The organism is Limnohabitans sp. TEGF005, from assembly GCF_055394835.1.
In genome coordinates this window covers 2,550,037-2,569,550 of the sequence record NZ_AP029226.1, presented here as the reverse complement: position 1 = coordinate 2,569,550, position 19,514 = coordinate 2,550,037, and the positions used below count along the sequence as shown (strand labels likewise).

Below are 19,514 nucleotides of genomic sequence, written 5' to 3'. Positions count from 1 at the left end.
AGACACGCAGACAATATGGCAAATATTTTGGTGGTTGACGACGAGTTGGGCATACGTGACCTGCTCTCAGAAATTCTGTTTGATGAAGGCCATCAAGTTGAACTTGCCGAAAATGCAGCCAAGGCCCGAGAGGCACGCTTGCGCATGCGCCCTGATCTCGTGTTGCTTGATATCTGGATGCCTGATACCGATGGCGTGAGCCTCTTGAAAGAGTGGGCTGCTGCGGGACTGCTCAATATGCCCGTGATCATGATGAGCGGGCACGCCACCATCGATACGGCCGTGGATGCCGTCAAAATTGGTGCGCAAGCGTTTCTCGAAAAACCCATCACCTTGCAAAAATTGCTCAACGCCGTGGAGCAAGGTTTGGCCAGAGACCAAGTCAAACAAGCGGTGAGTTCGGCCGCGGCAGCACAGGCGAGCACAGTCTTGGCGATGGGCCTGGGCAACGACGCTGTTGTCAGCGCTGTGCTGCAAGTTCAACAAAGCTTTGATCTTGACCGGCCTTTGCGCGAGGTGCGCGATGCTTTTGAAAAAGCTTATTTCGAATTCCACTTGGCTCATGAAGCCGGCTCGATGACCAAGGTGGCGGAGAAAACCGGTCTGGAGCGAACGCATCTGTACCGCAAGCTCAAGCAGTTGGGCGTAGATTTGTCGCGCAGCAAACGCAACAGCTGATTTGTCTTCGATCCACCGGGATCGATCTGATTCCTCTGCTATAATTTTGCTTGCGGCCCGGTAGCTCAGTTGGTAGAGCAGCGGATTGAAAAAGTCCGTCCGGCGCTAGAACTTCAGCATTAATGGCGCCTGCAAATTGGGTGCAAAACGGTGCGGCACACTCTGTGCTGACAGTGCCAAATCCCCCCTTCTAAAGTTAATTCAAAGTAGTTCAAAACTGCTGTGCTGGCAGCTGCTTGGCTGTGTGTTGGCGTGGCGCTTCAGCTAGCGCAGCCCCCAGCTTTTTCCAACGCTCTGCAACGCTTTTACAAGCCCTACAGGATGCTTTTTGCCCAGCGGGTAGGCATTGGGCGTAGGGGTGTGAAACCGGTGGTTGTAGAGATTTCTTTGGTGACGCAGTCAAACGAGCGTAATTAAAATTGACGCTTGACTATCTATCTCCGATTCCAATTGAACTCAACCGTACCCTTACGAACGACTTGCTACCTCTCGGGTTATGGAAGTTGTTGCCGCCGACCGAAAACTGACCATCTAAACCTAGGAGTGCCGACTCAAAATTGACCAGGGTGTTCAACTGGCCTGCTGAAATATTCAGCAGGAGAGATAGAAGGTGATCACCATGGAAATGATAGGTAAGGTCAGGCGCATGAAGTTGCGCGAGCAACTCTCCAACAGCGAGATTGCCAAGCGCACGGGACTGTCGCGCAACACGGTCAAAAAATGGCTCAAAGCCCCTGGCGACCAGGCTCCCAAGTACAAAAGGCAAAGCGGATTCACCAAGCTCAGCGCGTTTGAGGCGACGTTGGTGCAGGCACTCAAAGCCGATTCCCATCGACCCAAACATGCCCGGCGCAGTGCGCGGGCGCTGTTGGCGCAGTTGCAGGCGCAGGGCTATCGGGGCGGCTACAGCCGATTGACGGATTTCATTCGGGGTTGGCGCGAGCAAGAGGGCAAGGCGGCATCCAAGGCGTATGTGCCTTTGAGTTTCGAGCTGGGCGAGGCGTTTCAGTTTGACTGGAGCGAGGAAGGGTTGCTCATTGGCGGGGTGTACCACCACATGCAGGTCTCACATCTCAAGCTGTGCGCCAGCCGGGCGTTCTGGGTGGTGGCTTACCCCAGCCAGGGACACGAGATGTTGTTTGACGCGCACACCCGCAGTTTTGCGGCGCTGGGCGGTGTGGCGCGCCGGGGCATTTACGACAACATGAAGACGGCGGTGGACAAGGTCAAGAAAGGCAAAGGTCGCATCGTCAATGCCCGCTTCAATGCGCTGTGCAGCCACTACCTGTTCGAGCCGGACTTTTGCAACGTGGCCTCGGGTTGGGAGAAAGGGGTGGTGGAGAAGAACGTGCAGGACAGCCGCAGGCGTATCTGGATAGAGGCTGGCACCAAGCGGTTTGGCTCGTTTGCTGAGCTCAATGCTTGGTTGGCTGAGCGCTGCCGCTCGATCTGGGCCGAAACACCGCACCCTGAGCAAAAGCAGTTCACGCTGGCCGAGATGCTGGATTTGGAGCATGAGCACTTGATGAGCATGCCCGAGCCGTTTGATGGGTATGTGGAGAATCCGGCCCGGGTGAGCAGCACCTGTTTGGTCAATGTGGCGCGCAACAAATATTCGGTGCCGTGCGAGTGGGCTGGGCAGATGGTCAGTACAAGGCTGTATCCGGGCCGAGTCGATGTGGTGGCCCAAGACGCCATCGTGGCCAGTCACGCAAGGCTGACCAACCGGGCGCAAATCAGCTACGACTGGCAGCATTACATCGACCTGGTGCAACGCAAGCCGGGGGCGCTGAGGAATGGCACACCGTTTCTGGACTTGCCGCCTGCGCTGTTGAAGCTGCGGCAATCGCTGATGCGCCATGCTGGAGGTGACCGGGTGATGGCCCAGGTGCTGGCCGTGGTGCCGCAAGCGGGGCTGGACGCTGTATTGGTGGCGGTGGAGGTTTTGCTGGAAGGCGCCACCCCCAACGGTGGCATCAGCGTGGAGCATGTGCGCAACGTGTTGGCGCGCTTGAGCAGTCCACCGATGCCGCAGCAAGCCGAAACATCGCTGCAGCTCAGTGAGGTGCCGATGGCCAACACGGCGCGCTACGACGGCCTGCGGTCCAGCGTGGAGGTGACGCATGACTGAGTACAAGCCAACACAGCGGGACATCCAGGCCGAACTTAAAGGGCTCAGACTGAGCGGCATGGCCATGGCATGGGCGGATCTGGTGGAGCAAGGTGGCAATGCCGAGCTGCAGGCATCTCGCTGGCTGATCGAGCACTTGCTGCAAGCCGAAGCAGTCAACCGCCATATGCGATCGATTGCGCATCAAACCAAGGCCGCGCGGTTCCCGGTGCACCGGGATTTGGCGGGCTTCAACTTTGAGGCGTCACAAGTGGACCGGGCATTGGTGCACAAACTGGCCGATCTGTCGTTCACGCAGGATGCGCAAAACGTGGTGCTCATAGGGGGGCCGGGGACGGGCAAAACGCACCTGGCCACGGCGCTGGGCATCTCGGGGCTGACGCAACACGGCAAAAAGGTCAGGTTCTACTCGACGGTGGACCTGGTCAACGCGCTGGAACAAGAGAAGGCTCAAGGCAAGGCAGGTCGGCTTGCGTTGAGTTTGTCGCGCATGGACTTGGTGGTACTCGATGAGTTGGGGTATTTGCCGTTCAGCCAAGCCGGAGGGGCACTGCTGTTTCACTTGCTGTCCAAGCTGTATGAACGGGTGAGCGTGCTGATCACGACGAACCTGACGTTTGCCGAATGGTCTAGCGTGTTTGGGGATGCCAAGATGACGACGGCGCTGCTGGACCGGTTGACGCACCACTGCCACATTGTGGAAACGGGCAATGAGTCCTACCGATTCAGGCACAGCTCCAATGAGGCGAGGGGCCGAATTAAAGCCAGGGAGCAGGCAAGAAAAGCGGAGAGAAAGGGGATGCGGGACGACAATTAAACTTATAGTTATCCACAGCCAGCGGAGATAAAAGCTGGCTCAAGCCCCTGGTCAAAATTCAATCGGCACAGGTGGTCAATATTGGATCGGCGTCAACACCACTTCTGATCAAAGAGTTTGAACCTGACCTGCCACACGGTGCTCTGGGTCCGCTTGTACAAAACCACGCAGCCATCTCGCATGTGATGCAGGCGGTCACTGTCGCTGCTTCGCCCCCCAATAAGTTTGAGGTGGAAGATGTTGTTCTTGGGTGCAGGGGATTGGTCGGGCTGGTTGAAGGTAATCTGCTGCTCAAGGGGCTGGGAATTTTTGCTGGATTTCACGCTGGCACGCTCCAAAAAGTGCAGCGTAACTTCAGTCCCTCAGCCCGAGCAATCGAACGGACATTCCCTCTTACGATATCTCTTCTATCAGCCTGATCGTGCAACTAGCTGAAGATTTCTTCGCTTAAAAATCTCTTGCCCGTGTTTTTTCTGGATTCTTAAAATTTCACGCTTTCAGCTCTCAGTACATCAACCAGTGATGCAGACCTGATGCCCAAAGCGGTGCAAACATTTGGGATCTTCGGAGCGACATCCTTTTTAGCCATAGTTTCGTATGTGACTACAGGCACACCAAAAATTTCTGCGGTGGCGACGACAAAAGGATCTGCTCCAGATTTTGTGGAGTTGACTTTTAAAAATCCAGGGTAATCGTTCACGATCCTAGCGTAGGCTTCTATCGTTGCTCGATCAGGATTAACGAAGAAATTACTCAGTGATGATACCCAAGCGCACAACCCATCGCTTTGACGTTCTATTTCGATCTTCACATCAACGGGAGCACCAATTACGCCTGCCTCAGCAAGAGTCGTTAAGGCATCCCATAGACCTGGAAACAGGTCGGGGGGGTAGTGGCGCACCCACGGTTCAATCAGTGCGCTTGTGTCAAAGCACCATTTCAAACCGCAGTCCTTTCATGCATGATTTCTGCAATCTTCGGAAGATGATCGAGCTTAGTGCCAAGAAATCGCGACAGTTCAGATCCGGTGATGGCGCTGGCTGCATATGCATCCAATGCAAGTCGTGTCAATAAACGACCATTACCGAGAACGACCATTCGTGGATGTGGGACAAAGCCATCCTTTTTATTCTTTCGCATTGACTCATACTCAGCTTCGAATGCTGCTCGTTTTTCCCTGTAGTGAGCTTGGGATGTGCGGCCTAGTAAGAGCAGTCGTCGAAGCACAACTTCGCGACTTGCCCAGAAAACCCGTCTAAGACTTGATAGTTCGTGATCAGCCCAAGTTGAATTGGAATCTGTGCCTTGAACAAGGGGGTGCTGAAGTAGCGATGCGCGCGGTACTAGCAATGCGCCAGCGACATGGTTACAAAAGACCTCGACCTGCTGGAGGCGTTCAGCCCTAGGTGCATCTTCTATGCCGTCGCAAATGGCACTTTCAACTCGAGCCAAGTGAGTAAGCTCATGCAGCAGAGAAAAAAGGCGCCCAAGAGGACTGTCTGAACCATTCAGAAAAATTATCGGCAGGCTTTCGAAAGAAATAGCTGCGCCGCGCATTTCATTCAGCGATACACCGCTGACCTGAATCACTATGACGCCTAGTCTCTCGATCGCAGAACGCCACCCCGACAGTGCAGCATGTTCATTGGGCCATGAGCGCCGTGTCTCATCTGATATGCCTAACCGAACTCCTATTGACTGAGCTGCTTGTTCTGGGGAGGCATTTACTGCAATACGGAGATCAAAGGAAGGCGGGACCTCTTCAAGCTCCTTAAAGATGTCAAGGGCTTCTTCACGTTTACCGTGAGCTTCACGAATACTCACAGCCAATTTTGGACTCATGAACTGCTGCATGCTCAGCTCAAATCGCCTGTAGTCAATGGGGAGTGATGTACCTTCGCGAGGGATTTCTTTTAAGAAAAAGACCCCTATGGACCGCTTGTACGCATCAGCTAATTTACGAAGCTGGGCGAGGGTTGGTATCTGGTTACCTGATTCCCAGTCTGTAAGACGTTCGGCTGTTGTTCCTGCACGTTTGGCTGCTGTATCTATGTCTAGGCGAGACATCTTACGCGCCCAGACGATTAATCGTGGGTTTACAAGTCCTTGAAGGTCGGGGCCAGCCATAGCCTCCAAGCATACAGAGAATTTGCCAATCAAGCACTACGCTGAGTGTGACTAAATTGGCTTTAATAATCTCGGCATTTAACAGCAGGAGGAGCCCATTACCCAGCCGCCCCCCGCCAGAGTAAGCGTCAATTTTCTTTACGCTTGCCCACCCCGGTCAACCTCAAGCCGGTGGCGCATCCCCACCCCGCACGGTGCTCAAAAAGTGTGCAATGCCTGTGCTAAGACGCTGGCACAGCAAAACGACAGCCAAGATTTGGACCATCCGGTGGCGAACTTTTTTGTGTTCAGCAGGCATCCCCACGGAAAAGTCCTGCTAAAATAGAACGCTTCCAAGGCCCGGTAGCTCAGTTGGTAGAGCAGCGGATTGAAAATCCGCGTGTCACTGGTTCGATTCCAGTCCAGGCCACCAATTAGAACCGCCGTTTTACTCTGTAGAACGGCGGTTTTTCTCATTCTGGCTAGCGATTTCAAACGGCAATTGCGTTCACGCCACTCTGCTGCCACGCTACGGGACTTGTTTGAATGAATGAGTCCACACCCCTTCAAATTCCTGGCGCTGGCCTGCGCAGGCTGTTCTCTAGCCTTGCCAGCACACAGCCACAAACCCTTTATTTGCGCGATGGTGATTTGGTGCTGTACAAGCGAAGCCGCAGCCTGCTGTACCAATGCCGCTATCGACTCGCAGATGGAACCTGGCATCGCCGAACAACTGGCAAAGCCAGTCTTGAACACGCCATTGCGGCGGCGTGTGACCTGTATGACGAAGCCAGATACCGACAACGCTTAGGCCTTGCACACCAAGCACACTCGTTTGCACAGATTGCGGCTATTTGCCTGGATGAACTCAGGCACCTGATTGATCTAAAAAAGACCAAGTCCAGTTTGAATGACTACGCCAGCATCATCGAGCGGTATTTCATCCCTTACTTTGGCGAGCGCCAACTTGAGACATTGACGCACAGTGATGTTCGTGGGTTTGAGCAGTGGCGTGACAGAAGGCTGGCGCGGGCACCCAAGACAAGCACCTTGAACAATTTTGCAAGTGCTTGGAGTCGCGTGATTGGTACGGCGGTAGATCGTGGCTTTATCAGTGAGCGTGTGCCCGTACCCAGACTCACAAGCAAGGGCGAGAAAAGCAAGACACGCCCCGCATTCAGTGAACAAGAAATCACACAACTGATGGTATTTATGGAGCCGTGGAGTCAGCAGGGCAGGATGAGTGTGGAGCGCGAGATTCGCCCTTTGCTCCGTGACTACGTGGAAATGCTTTTGCTGACTGGGATGCGGCACGGCACTGAAGCAATGGGCATTCGCTGGCGCGACATCGAATGGCACACCGACAAGGGCATCAGGTACTTGCGCATATGGGTTGATGGCAAAACCGGTGGGCGCTGGCTCATTGCCAAACACAGGGCCGTAGATGTCTTGCAACGACTGCACGCACGGCAAAAGGATGTATGCGATGTGCCGTTTGAAACGACACTGTCAACGCGGGTGCCAAAACTGTTGTTCAGATTCAGCGATGGGCACCAACCCCACAGTCTTGTGGGCACGTTCAGGCGGTTGATGCGCGATAGTGGGCTGGCGCTGGATGCCAACGGGGACAACCGGACTTTGTATTCATTGCGGCACACCTACGCCACGATGGAGATGCTTCGTGGTGAGGTCGATATACACACCCTGTCAAAGCAGATGGGCAATTCGGCCGCAATGATTGAGCGGCACTACAGCAAGTTGACGGCGACGATGGCGGCAGATCGGCTGGCTTGAATGTAATCAGCATAAAAAATCTAATTCATTTAGACTTGTGCGTCATCAAGCCTCATTTAAGTGACGTGAAAAAATGAAAAAAAATCAATCTTACATAGGGATGCTTGCAGCTGTTGGAGTTGCTTTGTCTTTAAGTACAAATAGCATCTCAGCTTTAGCGCAAAGCATTCCTGTTCACGCGCAAGGTTTAAAAGAGGAGTTAATTACTGTTGACTTGTCAGGCACCAAAAAACAGGCTGGTATTTTTTCGACCAAAATTGGATCAGATAAGCCAATTAAACTTGCCGTCCTGCTTCCCGGATATCCATCTGTAGTAAGGCCTGTTATGGAAAACGGCGTAATGACGGCATCTAAATTGACAGGTAATTTTTTAATTCGTGCAAGAAGGTTTTTGGCGGATGATTCTGTTGCGACATTGATTGTTGATTGTCAAAGCGAAAGCGGTGATTACTGCTCCTCTGGTTATCAAGCCTCTAAGGAAAGACAAGAAGACGTTGATAAACTAATTGCAGAAGTCAAAAAACGTACGCCATCAATTGGTGATGTTTGGCTTGTAGGTACTAGTATGGGGACGATTTCATCATCGTTTATGCCCTTGCACAATCCAACTGCTTACTCGGGTGCAATTCACACCGCGGCAATCACAGAGCCTTACGCAAGAAATTCATACAAAGAGCTTGGAGGTTTTGACTATAAAAAACCGTCGCCAATTCATTTCTTTATTCATCACGTTAATGACCCCTGCAGCTTGACGCCATATGCAAGCGCAAAGGCTATTGCAGAGAAATTTAACGTTCCATTAGTCACTATTTCCGGCGGTGGTGGCTTTCAGGGTGGTGTCTGCGAAGCGCTTACCCAGCACGGGTTTAGAGGTAAGGAAAAGGAAGTGATGACGGAAATTGCAGCAATCATTAAAACTGGCAAGGCAAGCCAGTTGGAAATAAATTAATTTACCGCTGGGTGATTTTGTACACCACAACAGCGTTGAAAACGCCCTACAGCCGCGTCGTAAAAACCTGTTTAACCGTATCGCAAATGGAATTTGAAACAACAGCTTTTAGAGCATATTGGTATTTTTAAATCTCATAGGCTAAGTCGCCAGCAAATTTTTGGCGCGAGTCCTATGCGCCCTAATGCCAAGATCAATGATGGCATCTGTGATTAAGGGACAACTGCAGAAACAAAAAAAGCCCGCACGTGGCGGGCTTGAGGTGCACAGTGCAAGGTGGCACTGCAATATGTTGGCGTGTTCCATTTAGAACAACTTATGCAGCCACTTTGCGGTTGATGTTGTTGGCTGCTGTGCCATAGTCCCACTTGCTAGGGTTCAGTGCGGTGCCGGGGGCCTCTTGCTTGAGCTTTTCGAAGCGCTGGCTGCGTCGCTTTTCGAAATACTCAGTTGCCTCCTTTTTGATCACCAGCTTGACGGGCAAACGAGATGCAACCTCGTCGAACGCTTTTTGCAGCAGACGGAAATCGGCGTCATCCACTTGTTTGGTGAAGAACACCGTGGCAATACTGAAAGCCATCTCCTTCTTCGATTGCTTGAAAGGGGAGACGGTGTTGTTCACTACTCGCGTCTTCTTGACCAATTCGTCAACTTCTCCACCCGTCAAGTTGCACAACAGATAGCCTGACTTGATGCAGTTTTCGAAATCGTCGGCTGGCATTTGCGTCAACGAATAGATGCTGGTCCAGGCCGCAGGCAATTGGTCCGCATATTCGATCATCCGAGGATAGACCTTACCGATCGCGAGAAATTTGCGAACCGTGCTGCTGTCGTGTTTGTAGCCGATGCTCTTGCAGAACTCGTCAAAGTCGTGCTCGGCCAAGGTCTTGAAAGCTTCATACACAACACGGCACATATCCAAAGCGGCCAAAGCCGTGCGACGTTGGTGAGCCTTGAACAAAAAGACATACTCGCTGCGGCCTCGTGGTTCAATAGCCGAGTCGTCAACTTCCCAGCTGTTCTCCACTTTGACCGGTGAAACATACAGTTGGCTGCTGTTAACTTGAGTACGGGCCAGACGCGCTGCTTCCGCTTTTGTTTCAGCAACATCCTGAGCTATGGTGTCGACGACACACTTTTCCTTGATGTCCTTTGCAGCTTCCAATTTGTCTTCTTGATCCATTTCTGTAGAAGTCTCCGTAAACACACGACTAGCTTCGAGGATTCGAGCATCCAGATTCCTCGAGATTGAGCCGACATTGACGGTCACGGTCGGCTTAACTGCGCCGGCAGTAGGGTTGATGGAGGCGGTAGTTTGAGTGATGGTATTTTGCATTTTGATTCCTTATAAGTGAATGCAATTGAACTAAAAGAACTTTGCGCTTTCGGCGCTAAGGCCTACTTAAAAGCGTTATTGCGTTTAAGTGCTTTCATTGTATAAAATTATGATTTATTTGACAAAATATCAAAACAGTACAAATATTCGTGCTAGTAGTTATCGATTTATATGATCTTGTATGAGTTTTGTGTGATGTACAAATAAAGAAAAATGCAAAAATAAATATTGATTCGTGTATATTTGTTCCAAATGGAACAAGACGACGACCTTTTGCAGCACAAAGAGCTGGGTATCCGCCACAACCGGCCACGCCTCGGCGGTTCTGGCAACTCGGAATTGCAGCAAGAACTGACCAAAGCGAAAAACAGCTGGTACAACTTGTGGTTTCGCACACTTCAAAACAGTGGCCGCTATATGGACTGCTGTGAAGCGGAAGGGGTGCACTCGCTTCGGCACCTGTACGAAGACTTTGGGGATGTCAGGACTTCATTCCCGACTTGGTGGATGACTACGGGGCGCAAACTGTTTGCAGAGCGCCGGCCAGTACCCAAGGTCGAGATGCATTGCAAGTTAAATGAGCTGTCTCATATCCAGAATATGAAAGACAGGGTCGTGCTGGAGGTGCCGTTGACATTGCGGCGTAGCACTGTGATCCGGCAGATCAACAAACTCTTGGATGAGGCCTATGAAGAGCGTGAGCCGGTAGTGCCTCGTAAGGTCAGCACGGCCATTCGCAAGTTGAACTCGTCCAAGATGCAAATGGACACGGTGCGCCGGATGTTGGCGGTCTATGAATGCAGAGTGAAATTTCCAAACTTTTCGCTGTATCGCATTGCGCTCAAAACGGAATTGGACATTGAGTTCCAACTGCGAAGTAAAACTGGCAAGCCTATGACCGATGAACAAAAACGGGTTCGCTATGGCATAGAGGTCAGTCGCTTGCTGCGTCAGTCACGGTTATTGATAGAGAATGCAGAAGCTGGCATCTTTCCCTGTATCAAACCACCTGGACAGGAAGAGGTCGACACGGATGCGATTGATTGATTGATTGATTGCCGCCGCAGCGGTCAGGCTTGACGCTTAAACCAGTTCCACGGCATTTCGTTTCATATCGTCGTTTACGTCTATGTAGCATTGGGTCACTGCAATGCTGCGGTGGCCTGCGAGACTAGCCAACACGCGCACGCCAATGCCTTTGCTGGCAAGCGTTGTGATGAATGTTCTGCGGCCACTGTGGCTGCTGGCACCGTCAACACCTGCCTTCCTGTACAGCCAGAAAAAGTGCTGCGTCATTACATTGGCGGAGAAGGGCTTGCCGCCAGCTGTAAGAAAGAACGACTGTTTGCGGTCCTTCACGGCCCGAATGTCGCAGTAGACCTGCAACTCATCGCGCAACTTTTGCGACAGAAACACGGTGCGAGCGTGCTTGCCCTTTGTCTGTTCTGCTGCAAGTTTGATTTCGGCTTTGACCTTACCACCGGCATCAACCACATCGGCCACGCGCAAGCTGGCAATTTCTCCCACGCGCATTCCAGACCAAAAACTAAATAATAAAATCATCCGATTGCGCATAGCAAAAGAGTGGTCTGCAGTGTAGTCCAGCACTTGCTGTAATTCATTAGCAGTTAATGTTTTCGCTTGGGTCATTTGTGCAGTTCTTTCAAGTAAATAAAAATTGATGCACAATTTTGTTTTCTTTTGTGAGAAAGAGCAACCGAAATAGGAGGCGCAATTTCTTCAATGAAATCAATGGCGATAAAGAATATAGTTATATTCTTTGGCGTGTCGCATTAGGCGGCAGCTTTAAATGCCCTATACGCCCCTTTTCTCAAGACCTGCTACTTTGACGTTCGATGCCACTAAAAAATGTACATATGAAGCTAATAAACTGACTGCGGCATAAATAGTTTATACAAACAAGATTTAAGGTTGCACGCCGATTGAATTGTGCTGCTAAATCCGTTCTGATGTGTGACGGTAAAGAAAGCGTAGCTTGTTGCGCTGGGGTATTGCACTAACCTGCTGATGGCAGGATGCATTAAACGACTTTAGAAATGAAATAACGTTTGCAATAACTTGGTTTCGTAGGAATGAGCTGAAAAAAGCTCAATAGTTAAAGTGAGTGGGAAAACCACGCTGCAATGCACCTTGCATTGTAAGTAACCCACAAAGCAAAGAGACTGCTGCTACATAGGCACTCTTTGTTTGCGTTATGGACGCACGTAAAAGGCAATAGCAAAACCGACCTTTCTTGTAATAAAGTTGTGTATATGTAGGTCAAGAATACCTCAGTGAATATTCGATCCACGCGCCGTAGCAGGCGTGGAATCTGCGCTTCCTAGTGAATCAGCTCTACATTAAATAAATTAAAAAATGTAATTAAGGTCTTTCTAGATTTAAATCAGATTAAAAATTGCAATAAGTTTTTCGATAGAAAAACGTAATTGCGCTTGCACTAGCAAGCAGAAGTATAAAAATACAAAGGGGATACTATGACTTCAACAAAATATATATATGAGCTAACTCAAAAAGCCATTCCAGATATGACAGTACGTCGATTCAGTAGGTACTGCGGAAAAAGTGAAGGTTATTACGGCAGCATAATTGCGCAAAACCTTGACCTATCAACAAATGCACTCATACACCTAGCTGAGGTGCTGACATGTTGCCGCCGACCGAAAACTGACCATCTAAACCTAGGAGTGCCGACTCAAAATTGACCAGGGTGTTCAACTGGCCTGCTGAAATATTCAGCAGGAGAGATAGAAGGTGATCACCATGGAAATGATAGGTAAGGTCAGGCGCATGAAGTTGCGCGAGCAACTCTCCAACAGCGAGATTGCCAAGCGCACGGGACTGTCGCGCAACACGGTCAAAAAATGGCTCAAAGCCCCTGGCGACCAGGCTCCCAAGTACAAAAGGCAAAGCGGATTCACCAAGCTCAGCGCGTTTGAGGCGACGTTGGTGCAGGCACTCAAAGCCGATTCCCATCGACCCAAACATGCCCGGCGCAGTGCGCGGGCGCTGTTGGCGCAGTTGCAGGCGCAGGGCTATCGGGGCGGCTACAGCCGATTGACGGATTTCATTCGGGGTTGGCGCGAGCAAGAGGGCAAGGCGGCATCCAAGGCGTATGTGCCTTTGAGTTTCGAGCTGGGCGAGGCGTTTCAGTTTGACTGGAGCGAGGAAGGGTTGCTCATTGGCGGGGTGTACCACCACATGCAGGTCTCACATCTCAAGCTGTGCGCCAGCCGGGCGTTCTGGGTGGTGGCTTACCCCAGCCAGGGACACGAGATGTTGTTTGACGCGCACACCCGCAGTTTTGCGGCGCTGGGCGGTGTGGCGCGCCGGGGCATTTACGACAACATGAAGACGGCGGTGGACAAGGTCAAGAAAGGCAAAGGTCGCATCGTCAATGCCCGCTTCAATGCGCTGTGCAGCCACTACCTGTTCGAGCCGGACTTTTGCAACGTGGCCTCGGGTTGGGAGAAAGGGGTGGTGGAGAAGAACGTGCAGGACAGCCGCAGGCGTATCTGGATAGAGGCTGGCACCAAGCGGTTTGGCTCGTTTGCTGAGCTCAATGCTTGGTTGGCTGAGCGCTGCCGCTCGATCTGGGCCGAAACACCGCACCCTGAGCAAAAGCAGTTCACGCTGGCCGAGATGCTGGATTTGGAGCATGAGCACTTGATGAGCATGCCCGAGCCGTTTGATGGGTATGTGGAGAATCCGGCCCGGGTGAGCAGCACCTGTTTGGTCAATGTGGCGCGCAACAAATATTCGGTGCCGTGCGAGTGGGCTGGGCAGATGGTCAGTACAAGGCTGTATCCGGGCCGAGTCGATGTGGTGGCCCAAGACGCCATCGTGGCCAGTCACGCAAGGCTGACCAACCGGGCGCAAATCAGCTACGACTGGCAGCATTACATCGACCTGGTGCAACGCAAGCCGGGGGCGCTGAGGAATGGCACACCGTTTCTGGACTTGCCGCCTGCGCTGTTGAAGCTGCGGCAATCGCTGATGCGCCATGCTGGAGGTGACCGGGTGATGGCCCAGGTGCTGGCCGTGGTGCCGCAAGCGGGGCTGGACGCTGTATTGGTGGCGGTGGAGGTTTTGCTGGAAGGCGCCACCCCCAACGGTGGCATCAGCGTGGAGCATGTGCGCAACGTGTTGGCGCGCTTGAGCAGTCCACCGATGCCGCAGCAAGCCGAAACATCGCTGCAGCTCAGTGAGGTGCCGATGGCCAACACGGCGCGCTACGACGGCCTGCGGTCCAGCGTGGAGGTGACGCATGACTGAGTACAAGCCAACACAGCGGGACATCCAGGCCGAACTTAAAGGGCTCAGACTGAGCGGCATGGCCATGGCATGGGCGGATCTGGTGGAGCAAGGTGGCAATGCCGAGCTGCAGGCATCTCGCTGGCTGATCGAGCACTTGCTGCAAGCCGAAGCAGTCAACCGCCATATGCGATCGATTGCGCATCAAACCAAGGCCGCGCGGTTCCCGGTGCACCGGGATTTGGCGGGCTTCAACTTTGAGGCGTCACAAGTGGACCGGGCATTGGTGCACAAACTGGCCGATCTGTCGTTCACGCAGGATGCGCAAAACGTGGTGCTCATAGGGGGGCCGGGGACGGGCAAAACGCACCTGGCCACGGCGCTGGGCATCTCGGGGCTGACGCAACACGGCAAAAAGGTCAGGTTCTACTCGACGGTGGACCTGGTCAACGCGCTGGAACAAGAGAAGGCTCAAGGCAAGGCAGGTCGGCTTGCGTTGAGTTTGTCGCGCATGGACTTGGTGGTACTCGATGAGTTGGGGTATTTGCCGTTCAGCCAAGCCGGAGGGGCACTGCTGTTTCACTTGCTGTCCAAGCTGTATGAACGGGTGAGCGTGCTGATCACGACGAACCTGACGTTTGCCGAATGGTCTAGCGTGTTTGGGGATGCCAAGATGACGACGGCGCTGCTGGACCGGTTGACGCACCACTGCCACATTGTGGAAACGGGCAATGAGTCCTACCGATTCAGGCACAGCTCCAATGAGGCGAGGGGCCGAATTAAAGCCAGGGAGCAGGCAAGAAAAGCGGAGAGAAAGGGGATGCGGGACGACAATTAAACTTATAGTTATCCACAGCCAGCGGAGATAAAAGCTGGCTCAAGCCCCTGGTCAAAATTCAATCGGCACAGGTGGTCAATATTGGATCGGCGTCAACAACACAGCGTCAAACAAGCTGCGTGCAGGCTTTGCACGGTGATGCGTCGTGTTAAACGACACTCAAGTGGCAGCTAAATGTGGGCAAGTGAGTGCAACTTTGTGGAACGGTACTCACTTTGTTCTAGCGTTCGATACCGCACAAAACGCGCACACCACTTTGGCCTGGCCGCTTTTGAACTTTGAAAAATATATATCTTTAGTTTTCAAAAAAGCGTTGAAAATCCGCGTGTCGTTGGTTCGATTCCGACCCAGGCCACCAATTTAAAGCCCAACCCTCATCGGTTGGGCTTTTTCACATCTGCAGTTTCCACGCGCCACGCCGCGAAACTTGTTGTTCTGCGTGTGCCAGCAAAGCGTACCTTGAGCCACGAACAGCCCAAGTTCGATTTTCTCTCGGACTTCTTTCTCTAAAAAAGGCCATCAACTTCTTCCGAATGGCACACGCACATCTGCATTAAAAGCAACAAGTTATGCGTGTGTTTCACTTGAAGGGTTCGCCTTGTGTTTTGGATGAGCACTTCCTGAGTGGGTAATGCCGGGTACATCAGCGGACTGATTTCGGTGATTTGTTCTTTGTTGACTTATTTAGCATGTCACGAACGGTCAACGGCGAAGTCTCTCCTTGTATGTGAGCGCGAATCAGCGCAACAAAGCCTTCGATCTTCAGACGTACGGTGATGTCACTTGGATGAACGATGACCTGCCCTAAGACTTGCTTGACGATCCGGTACTTGAAGTAAGGAAAAAGCACATCCCAGACCTCGGCAATGGTGGTGAGCACCGACGCAAATTTCTGTTCGTCGTACTCCGGATGCGCACGCATCCAATCGGGCAATTGCGCCAGCACCCCAGCGGGTGACTGCAACTGCTCATGAACGTGCTGGATCATCATCTGCTCCACCGTGAAAGCATTGAGCCGAGGCAGGCCCGAGGTCCCACCGCCCAGGGCAATGTCTTTTTGCGGGACGTAGTAGCGGTACAAGCGGTTTCGCCGCAGGCTTGATGTCCACGGGGAGTAGGCGCGACCATCTTCACCAAAAATCAGCCCCCGCAGCAAAAAGCTATCGTCATCAGCGGTACCCGTTGAGGGTAGGCGCTTGCGTGGGCGGCGACGCTCGCCGAGCAGCGCCTGAGCCTGCTGCCACAGCTCATCGCTGATGATCGGCGCATGGGCTGCCGGTTGCCAGACGTCGTCGATCTCCAGTTGACCAATCAGCAAGCGGTTGTTCAAGAGCTTGTAGACGTAGGTCTTGTCAATCGGTTGCCCACCCCGCGCTTTGCCGGTGCGCGTGACCCATGCTTTGGTGGTCGCGCCCTGGGCGGTGAGCTCTTGCACCAAGGCCACCATCGAGCCCAAGGCCACGAACCGCTCAAAAATCTGCCGCACCTGCTTGGCCTCCAGGGGCTCGACCACCAACCGCTGTCCCTGTCGGACATAGCCCAGCGGCGGGACGCTTCCGACCCACAAGCCTTTGCGACGCGTGGCTGCTAACTTGTCGCGCCTGCGCTCACTGATCAGGTCGTGCTCAAATTCGGCAAAGCTCATCAAGGTATTGATCGCCAAGCGGCCCATCGAATCCTGACTGTTCAAGTGCTGGGTCACAGAAACCAGATCCACCTGATGCTGATCAAAAAACGCCATCAGCTGCGTGAAATCTTTCACACTGCGGGAGAGCCGGTCGAGCTTGTGCACCACCACCTTGGCCACCTTGCCCGCTTCGATGTCCGTCATCAAACGCTGCAGGCCTGGTCGCTGCAAAACAGTTCCGGAAATGTCCGTGTCGGCATAGTGGTGCTCTATGGCTTGCCACCCGAGGCCCCGCTGACTGGTGATGTACGCCAGGCACGCCTGCGTCTGGGCTTCGATGGAGCCGAACGACTGGCCAGGATCGTCATTGCTGGACAGGCGCGCGTACACCGCACAGCGTAGGGGTGGGTGCTGGTGCTGGTGCTGGGTAGAAGCGGGGGCTGGCGCAGGCATGAGCGACATGCCCCAATGATCTCAGGCAATGGTGTGATCAGCTACCCTGGCCGAAGATGCGGGAAGCCAGATACTTGACATGGTAAGGAAATATCCTTACCATAAACACCTATCCAGGAGAAAAGCCATGCCCGCCATCCATGAAGTTGCCACCATCACCTCCAAGGGGCAGATCACCTTACCCAAGCCCATCCGTCAGGCCCTGGGCGTGGACTACGGCGGCAAAGTCGCGTTTGACTTGCGGGGCTCGCAGGTCATCGTCACGCGCGCTGATGAGACGGCGCATGAGGACCCGGCCATTGGCTCATTTCTGGCCTTGCTGGAAAAAGACATCCGCACCGGTCAGCACCTGTGCGCTTTGCCAGACAGCTTGGTACAGGCCATGCTGGCCACATTGACCCAGCCGGTTGACCTGGACGCCGAGATCGAAGGCGATGTGGCGCTGTGATCCAGCGTCACGGGTGGAATCTGCTCTTTCACGAATGTTTATCCGAGCAGCTGCAAAAACTGCAGGCCGCAGCTGAGCGGGCGCAGCAACAAGACCCGCAAGGCTTTGAGTCCAACGCCAACGTGCGGCTGTTTGCAGCCTTGTCAAAACTGATCTTTGATGCGGTGCCCAGCGACCCGAACCGCGAGGAGTACCGGCAAGGCAACACGATGGGGGCGGCGTTTCGGCATTGGCGGCGCGCCAAAATCGGGCGGCGTTTTAGATTGTTTTTCCGGTTCGACTCCAAGACCCGGATCATCATTTTTGCGTGGGTCAATGATGAAAACACCTTGCGCTCGTCGGGCAGCAAGAGCGATCCGTACAACGTGTTCCAGCGCATGCTCGAGCGGGGTCACCCGCCAGATGACTGGGCTGCGCTGGTGGCGGCGAGTCGGGCTGATTGGCGATAGCTGTCCCGATTTCTACCCCATTGACCCTCTGATCTGAGCGGATTCAGGAGGGTTTGCTACGGAACTGTTCACATTCCGCTTTGCCACCAATCCAAGACGCCCAACTGTTCTCAGTTGGGCGTTTTCATTTGGGGCATCCCCAGAGCACGCGGGGTGCGGCGTAATTCTACGTGTGCCAACCCCCTCCGGTACTTGGGGCGGTATTGACCCCCAAATCTCATATTCCGCCTTCTCTTCTCACGAAACTTCTGCAAACCCTCACGCTGTGGCACACGCAGAACGCCTTTCACGGCAACAACTTACGCGTGTGTCGGATACGAAGGTTTTGCTATCGACTTGCTGAGGCAGGTCATAAAAGTTGATGCTTTGTCAGGCACCTGTATCTGGCTTGATGAAGGAAACCAGTTCTGTGATTTGCCCTTCTATGGCTTGTTGTGCTTTTAACTCCACATCACGATAGAGCTTCAAAATGTGCTCGCCCAGCTCCGTAAGTTTGGTTCCGCCACCGGCTACACCACCCCGTTGCGTGCTCACAAGTGGGGAGATGAAATCTCGATTCATTGCGTTGACTAGAGACCAAATGGTCTGATAGCTCATTCCCATACGGCGACCAGCCTCCGCAATAGAGCCAGTATCCGCGATGCATTGCAAAACATCGGCCTTGCCCGGTCCAATGGCCACCGCATGCTTGATTTGGATGCGAAAGCGCGTCTTTTGCTCCAAGGGCGATGCCAATAGGGTGGTCTTCATACAGAGGGCAGGATGTACCGTTTCGATATCTCTATGATACGATATCCATAAACAAAGATATTGCCCCTGCCATGCCACTTGAGACCATACGCAGAAGACTCTGGCTGAAGTCCGCTTTAGGCTTTTGGGGGCTAGGCGCCTTTGGCGTGGCTGTTGCCCAGCCAGTGCCCACCGTTGCTGCCGCTGCAGACCTGAAATTTGCCCTCGAAGAGGTCGTCGCCCAGTTCGAAAAGGACACTGGGCACAAACTCAAGCTGGTATTCGGCTCGTCGGGCAATTTCTACTCCCAGTTGCTGCAAGGCGCACCGTTTCACTTGTTCATGTCGGCGGATGAAGGCTTCGTCTTCAAACTGGCCGAAGCTGGAAAGACCGAAGGACGAGGCAAACTTTATGCGTATGGCCGCATTGGCATCAAGGTGCCATCAGGTTCATCGCTGAAAGCCGATGGCCAACTCAAAGACCTGAGTGCCGCGCTCAAGGACGGTCGGCTCAAACGCTTTGCCATCGCCAACCCCGAACATGCCCCCTACGGCATGCGCGCAGAGGAAGCTCTACGGCGAGTTGGACTGTGGGAACAGATTTCTTCGAAGCTGGTGTACGGCGAGAACGTCTCCCAAACCGCCCAGTTCGCCCTCTCCGGATCAACGCAGGGGGGCATCATTGCCTACTCGCTGGCATTGGCTCCGCAGATCAAGGCGCAGGGAGACTTTGCCTTGATTCCAGAAGAGTGGCACCAGCCTTTGGCGCAACGCATGGTGCTCATGAAAAATGCTCCCGCTGCTGCCAAAGCTTTCTATGAGCATCTTTCAACGCCTGCCGCGCAGGCGGTGATGGTGCGTTACGGCTTTGCCATGCCCAAGCAGTAA

At 53.2% G+C, this 19,514-nt stretch carries 17 protein-coding genes and 1 tRNA gene; 12 read left to right on the top strand and 6 right to left on the bottom strand.

Going from position 1 to position 19,514, the window contains the following annotated elements:
- Positions 1-15 precede the first annotated feature (15 nt).
- From ACZ5RG_RS12635 to istB (ACZ5RG_RS12625), 3 genes are all read left to right on the top strand, one after another.
- Positions 16-678: a response regulator gene (locus tag ACZ5RG_RS12635; protein WP_298601378.1), complete on the top strand. Its 663-nt coding sequence runs from the start codon at positions 16-18 to the stop codon at positions 676-678.
- 619 nt (positions 679-1,297) lie between these two features.
- Positions 1,298-2,809: an IS21 family transposase gene (gene istA / locus ACZ5RG_RS12630; RefSeq protein WP_298596769.1), complete on the top strand. Its 1,512-nt coding sequence runs from the start codon at positions 1,298-1,300 to the stop codon at positions 2,807-2,809.
- The gene (gene istB, locus ACZ5RG_RS12625) at positions 2,802-3,626 is read left to right on the top strand and encodes an IS21-like element helper ATPase IstB (protein ID WP_464446705.1); all 825 of its coding nucleotides are present in this window, start codon (positions 2,802-2,804) and stop codon (positions 3,624-3,626) included. Before istA (ACZ5RG_RS12630) ends, istB (ACZ5RG_RS12625) begins: the two co-directional genes overlap by 8 nt.
- Positions 3,627-4,107: 481 nt before the next feature.
- Here the strand turns inward: istB (ACZ5RG_RS12625) and ACZ5RG_RS12620 are convergent, their stop codons facing one another.
- Both ACZ5RG_RS12620 and ACZ5RG_RS12615 read right to left on the bottom strand, forming a co-directional pair.
- A complete protein-coding gene (locus ACZ5RG_RS12620; protein WP_464447255.1) occupies positions 4,108-4,569 on the bottom strand; it encodes a DUF4411 family protein in 462 nt (153 codons plus the stop codon).
- Complete coding sequence (locus tag ACZ5RG_RS12615; RefSeq protein ID WP_464447254.1) at positions 4,566-5,753, bottom strand: ImmA/IrrE family metallo-endopeptidase; 1,188 nt, start codon at positions 5,751-5,753, stop codon at positions 4,566-4,568. Before ACZ5RG_RS12615 ends, ACZ5RG_RS12620 begins: the two co-directional genes overlap by 4 nt.
- 336 nt (positions 5,754-6,089) lie before the next feature.
- Between ACZ5RG_RS12615 and ACZ5RG_RS12610 the strand changes: the two genes are divergently transcribed.
- The 3 genes from ACZ5RG_RS12610 (at position 6,090) to ACZ5RG_RS12600 (ending at position 8,475) form a co-directional block, all read left to right on the top strand.
- Positions 6,090-6,165: transfer RNA gene (locus ACZ5RG_RS12610), tRNA-Phe, on the top strand.
- A gap of 203 nt (positions 6,166-6,368) precedes the next feature.
- The gene (locus ACZ5RG_RS12605; RefSeq protein ID WP_464447253.1) at positions 6,369-7,526 is read left to right on the top strand and encodes a site-specific integrase; all 1,158 of its coding nucleotides are present in this window, start codon (positions 6,369-6,371) and stop codon (positions 7,524-7,526) included.
- Positions 7,527-7,599: 73 nt separating this feature from the next.
- The gene (locus tag ACZ5RG_RS12600; protein WP_464447252.1) at positions 7,600-8,475 is read left to right on the top strand and encodes an alpha/beta fold hydrolase; all 876 of its coding nucleotides are present in this window, start codon (positions 7,600-7,602) and stop codon (positions 8,473-8,475) included.
- 316 nt (positions 8,476-8,791) lie between these two features.
- Here the strand turns inward: ACZ5RG_RS12600 and ACZ5RG_RS12595 are convergent, their stop codons facing one another.
- Positions 8,792-9,811 (bottom strand): hypothetical protein, encoded by a 1,020-nt coding sequence (locus tag ACZ5RG_RS12595; protein ID WP_464447251.1) that lies wholly within the window; start codon positions 9,809-9,811, stop codon positions 8,792-8,794.
- Positions 9,812-10,063: 252 nt separating this feature from the next.
- On the opposite strand from ACZ5RG_RS12595, the gene ACZ5RG_RS12590 reads away from it, so the two are divergent.
- Positions 10,064-10,858, top strand: a complete 795-nt coding sequence (locus tag ACZ5RG_RS12590; RefSeq protein WP_464447250.1) for a hypothetical protein — start codon at positions 10,064-10,066, stop codon at positions 10,856-10,858.
- Positions 10,859-10,894: 36 nt separating this feature from the next.
- Here the strand turns inward: ACZ5RG_RS12590 and ACZ5RG_RS12585 are convergent, their stop codons facing one another.
- Positions 10,895-11,461 carry a tyrosine-type recombinase/integrase gene (locus ACZ5RG_RS12585; RefSeq protein WP_464447249.1) on the bottom strand — a complete coding sequence of 189 codons (567 nt, stop codon included), beginning with the start codon at positions 11,459-11,461 and terminating at the stop codon, positions 10,895-10,897.
- Positions 11,462-12,592: 1,131 nt separating this feature from the next.
- Here ACZ5RG_RS12585 and istA (ACZ5RG_RS12580) point away from each other — a divergent pair.
- Entirely contained in the window at positions 12,593-14,104 is a 1,512-nt protein-coding gene (gene istA, locus ACZ5RG_RS12580) for an IS21 family transposase (protein ID WP_298596769.1), read from the top strand.
- Positions 14,097-14,921, top strand: coding sequence for an IS21-like element helper ATPase IstB (gene istB / locus ACZ5RG_RS12575; protein WP_464446705.1), 825 nt, complete (start codon positions 14,097-14,099; stop codon positions 14,919-14,921). The genes istA (ACZ5RG_RS12580) and istB (ACZ5RG_RS12575) overlap by 8 nt, the downstream gene beginning before the upstream one ends.
- A gap of 643 nt (positions 14,922-15,564) precedes the next feature.
- Here the strand turns inward: istB (ACZ5RG_RS12575) and ACZ5RG_RS12570 are convergent.
- Positions 15,565-17,001 carry a recombinase family protein gene (locus tag ACZ5RG_RS12570; RefSeq protein ID WP_464448210.1) on the bottom strand — a complete coding sequence of 479 codons (1,437 nt, stop codon included), beginning with the start codon at positions 16,999-17,001 and terminating at the stop codon, positions 15,565-15,567.
- Positions 17,002-17,128: 127 nt separating this feature from the next.
- On the opposite strand from ACZ5RG_RS12570, the gene ACZ5RG_RS12565 reads away from it, so the two are divergent.
- On the top strand, positions 17,129-17,449 hold the full coding sequence (locus tag ACZ5RG_RS12565; RefSeq protein WP_464447248.1) for a type II toxin-antitoxin system PrlF family antitoxin: 321 nt from the start codon (positions 17,129-17,131) through the stop codon (positions 17,447-17,449).
- On the top strand, positions 17,449-17,898 hold the full coding sequence (locus tag ACZ5RG_RS12560; RefSeq protein ID WP_464448209.1) for a type II toxin-antitoxin system YhaV family toxin: 450 nt from the start codon (positions 17,449-17,451) through the stop codon (positions 17,896-17,898). The genes ACZ5RG_RS12565 and ACZ5RG_RS12560 overlap by 1 nt, the downstream gene beginning before the upstream one ends.
- A gap of 369 nt (positions 17,899-18,267) precedes the next feature.
- On the opposite strand, the gene ACZ5RG_RS12555 is transcribed toward ACZ5RG_RS12560, so the two are convergent.
- Entirely contained in the window at positions 18,268-18,648 is a 381-nt protein-coding gene (locus tag ACZ5RG_RS12555) for a winged helix-turn-helix domain-containing protein (RefSeq protein ID WP_464447247.1), read from the bottom strand.
- A 71-nt stretch (positions 18,649-18,719) separates the two neighbouring features.
- Here ACZ5RG_RS12555 and modA point away from each other — a divergent pair, with 71 nt between their 5' ends.
- Positions 18,720-19,514: a molybdate ABC transporter substrate-binding protein gene (gene modA / locus ACZ5RG_RS12550; protein ID WP_464447246.1), complete on the top strand. Its 795-nt coding sequence runs from the start codon at positions 18,720-18,722 to the stop codon at positions 19,512-19,514.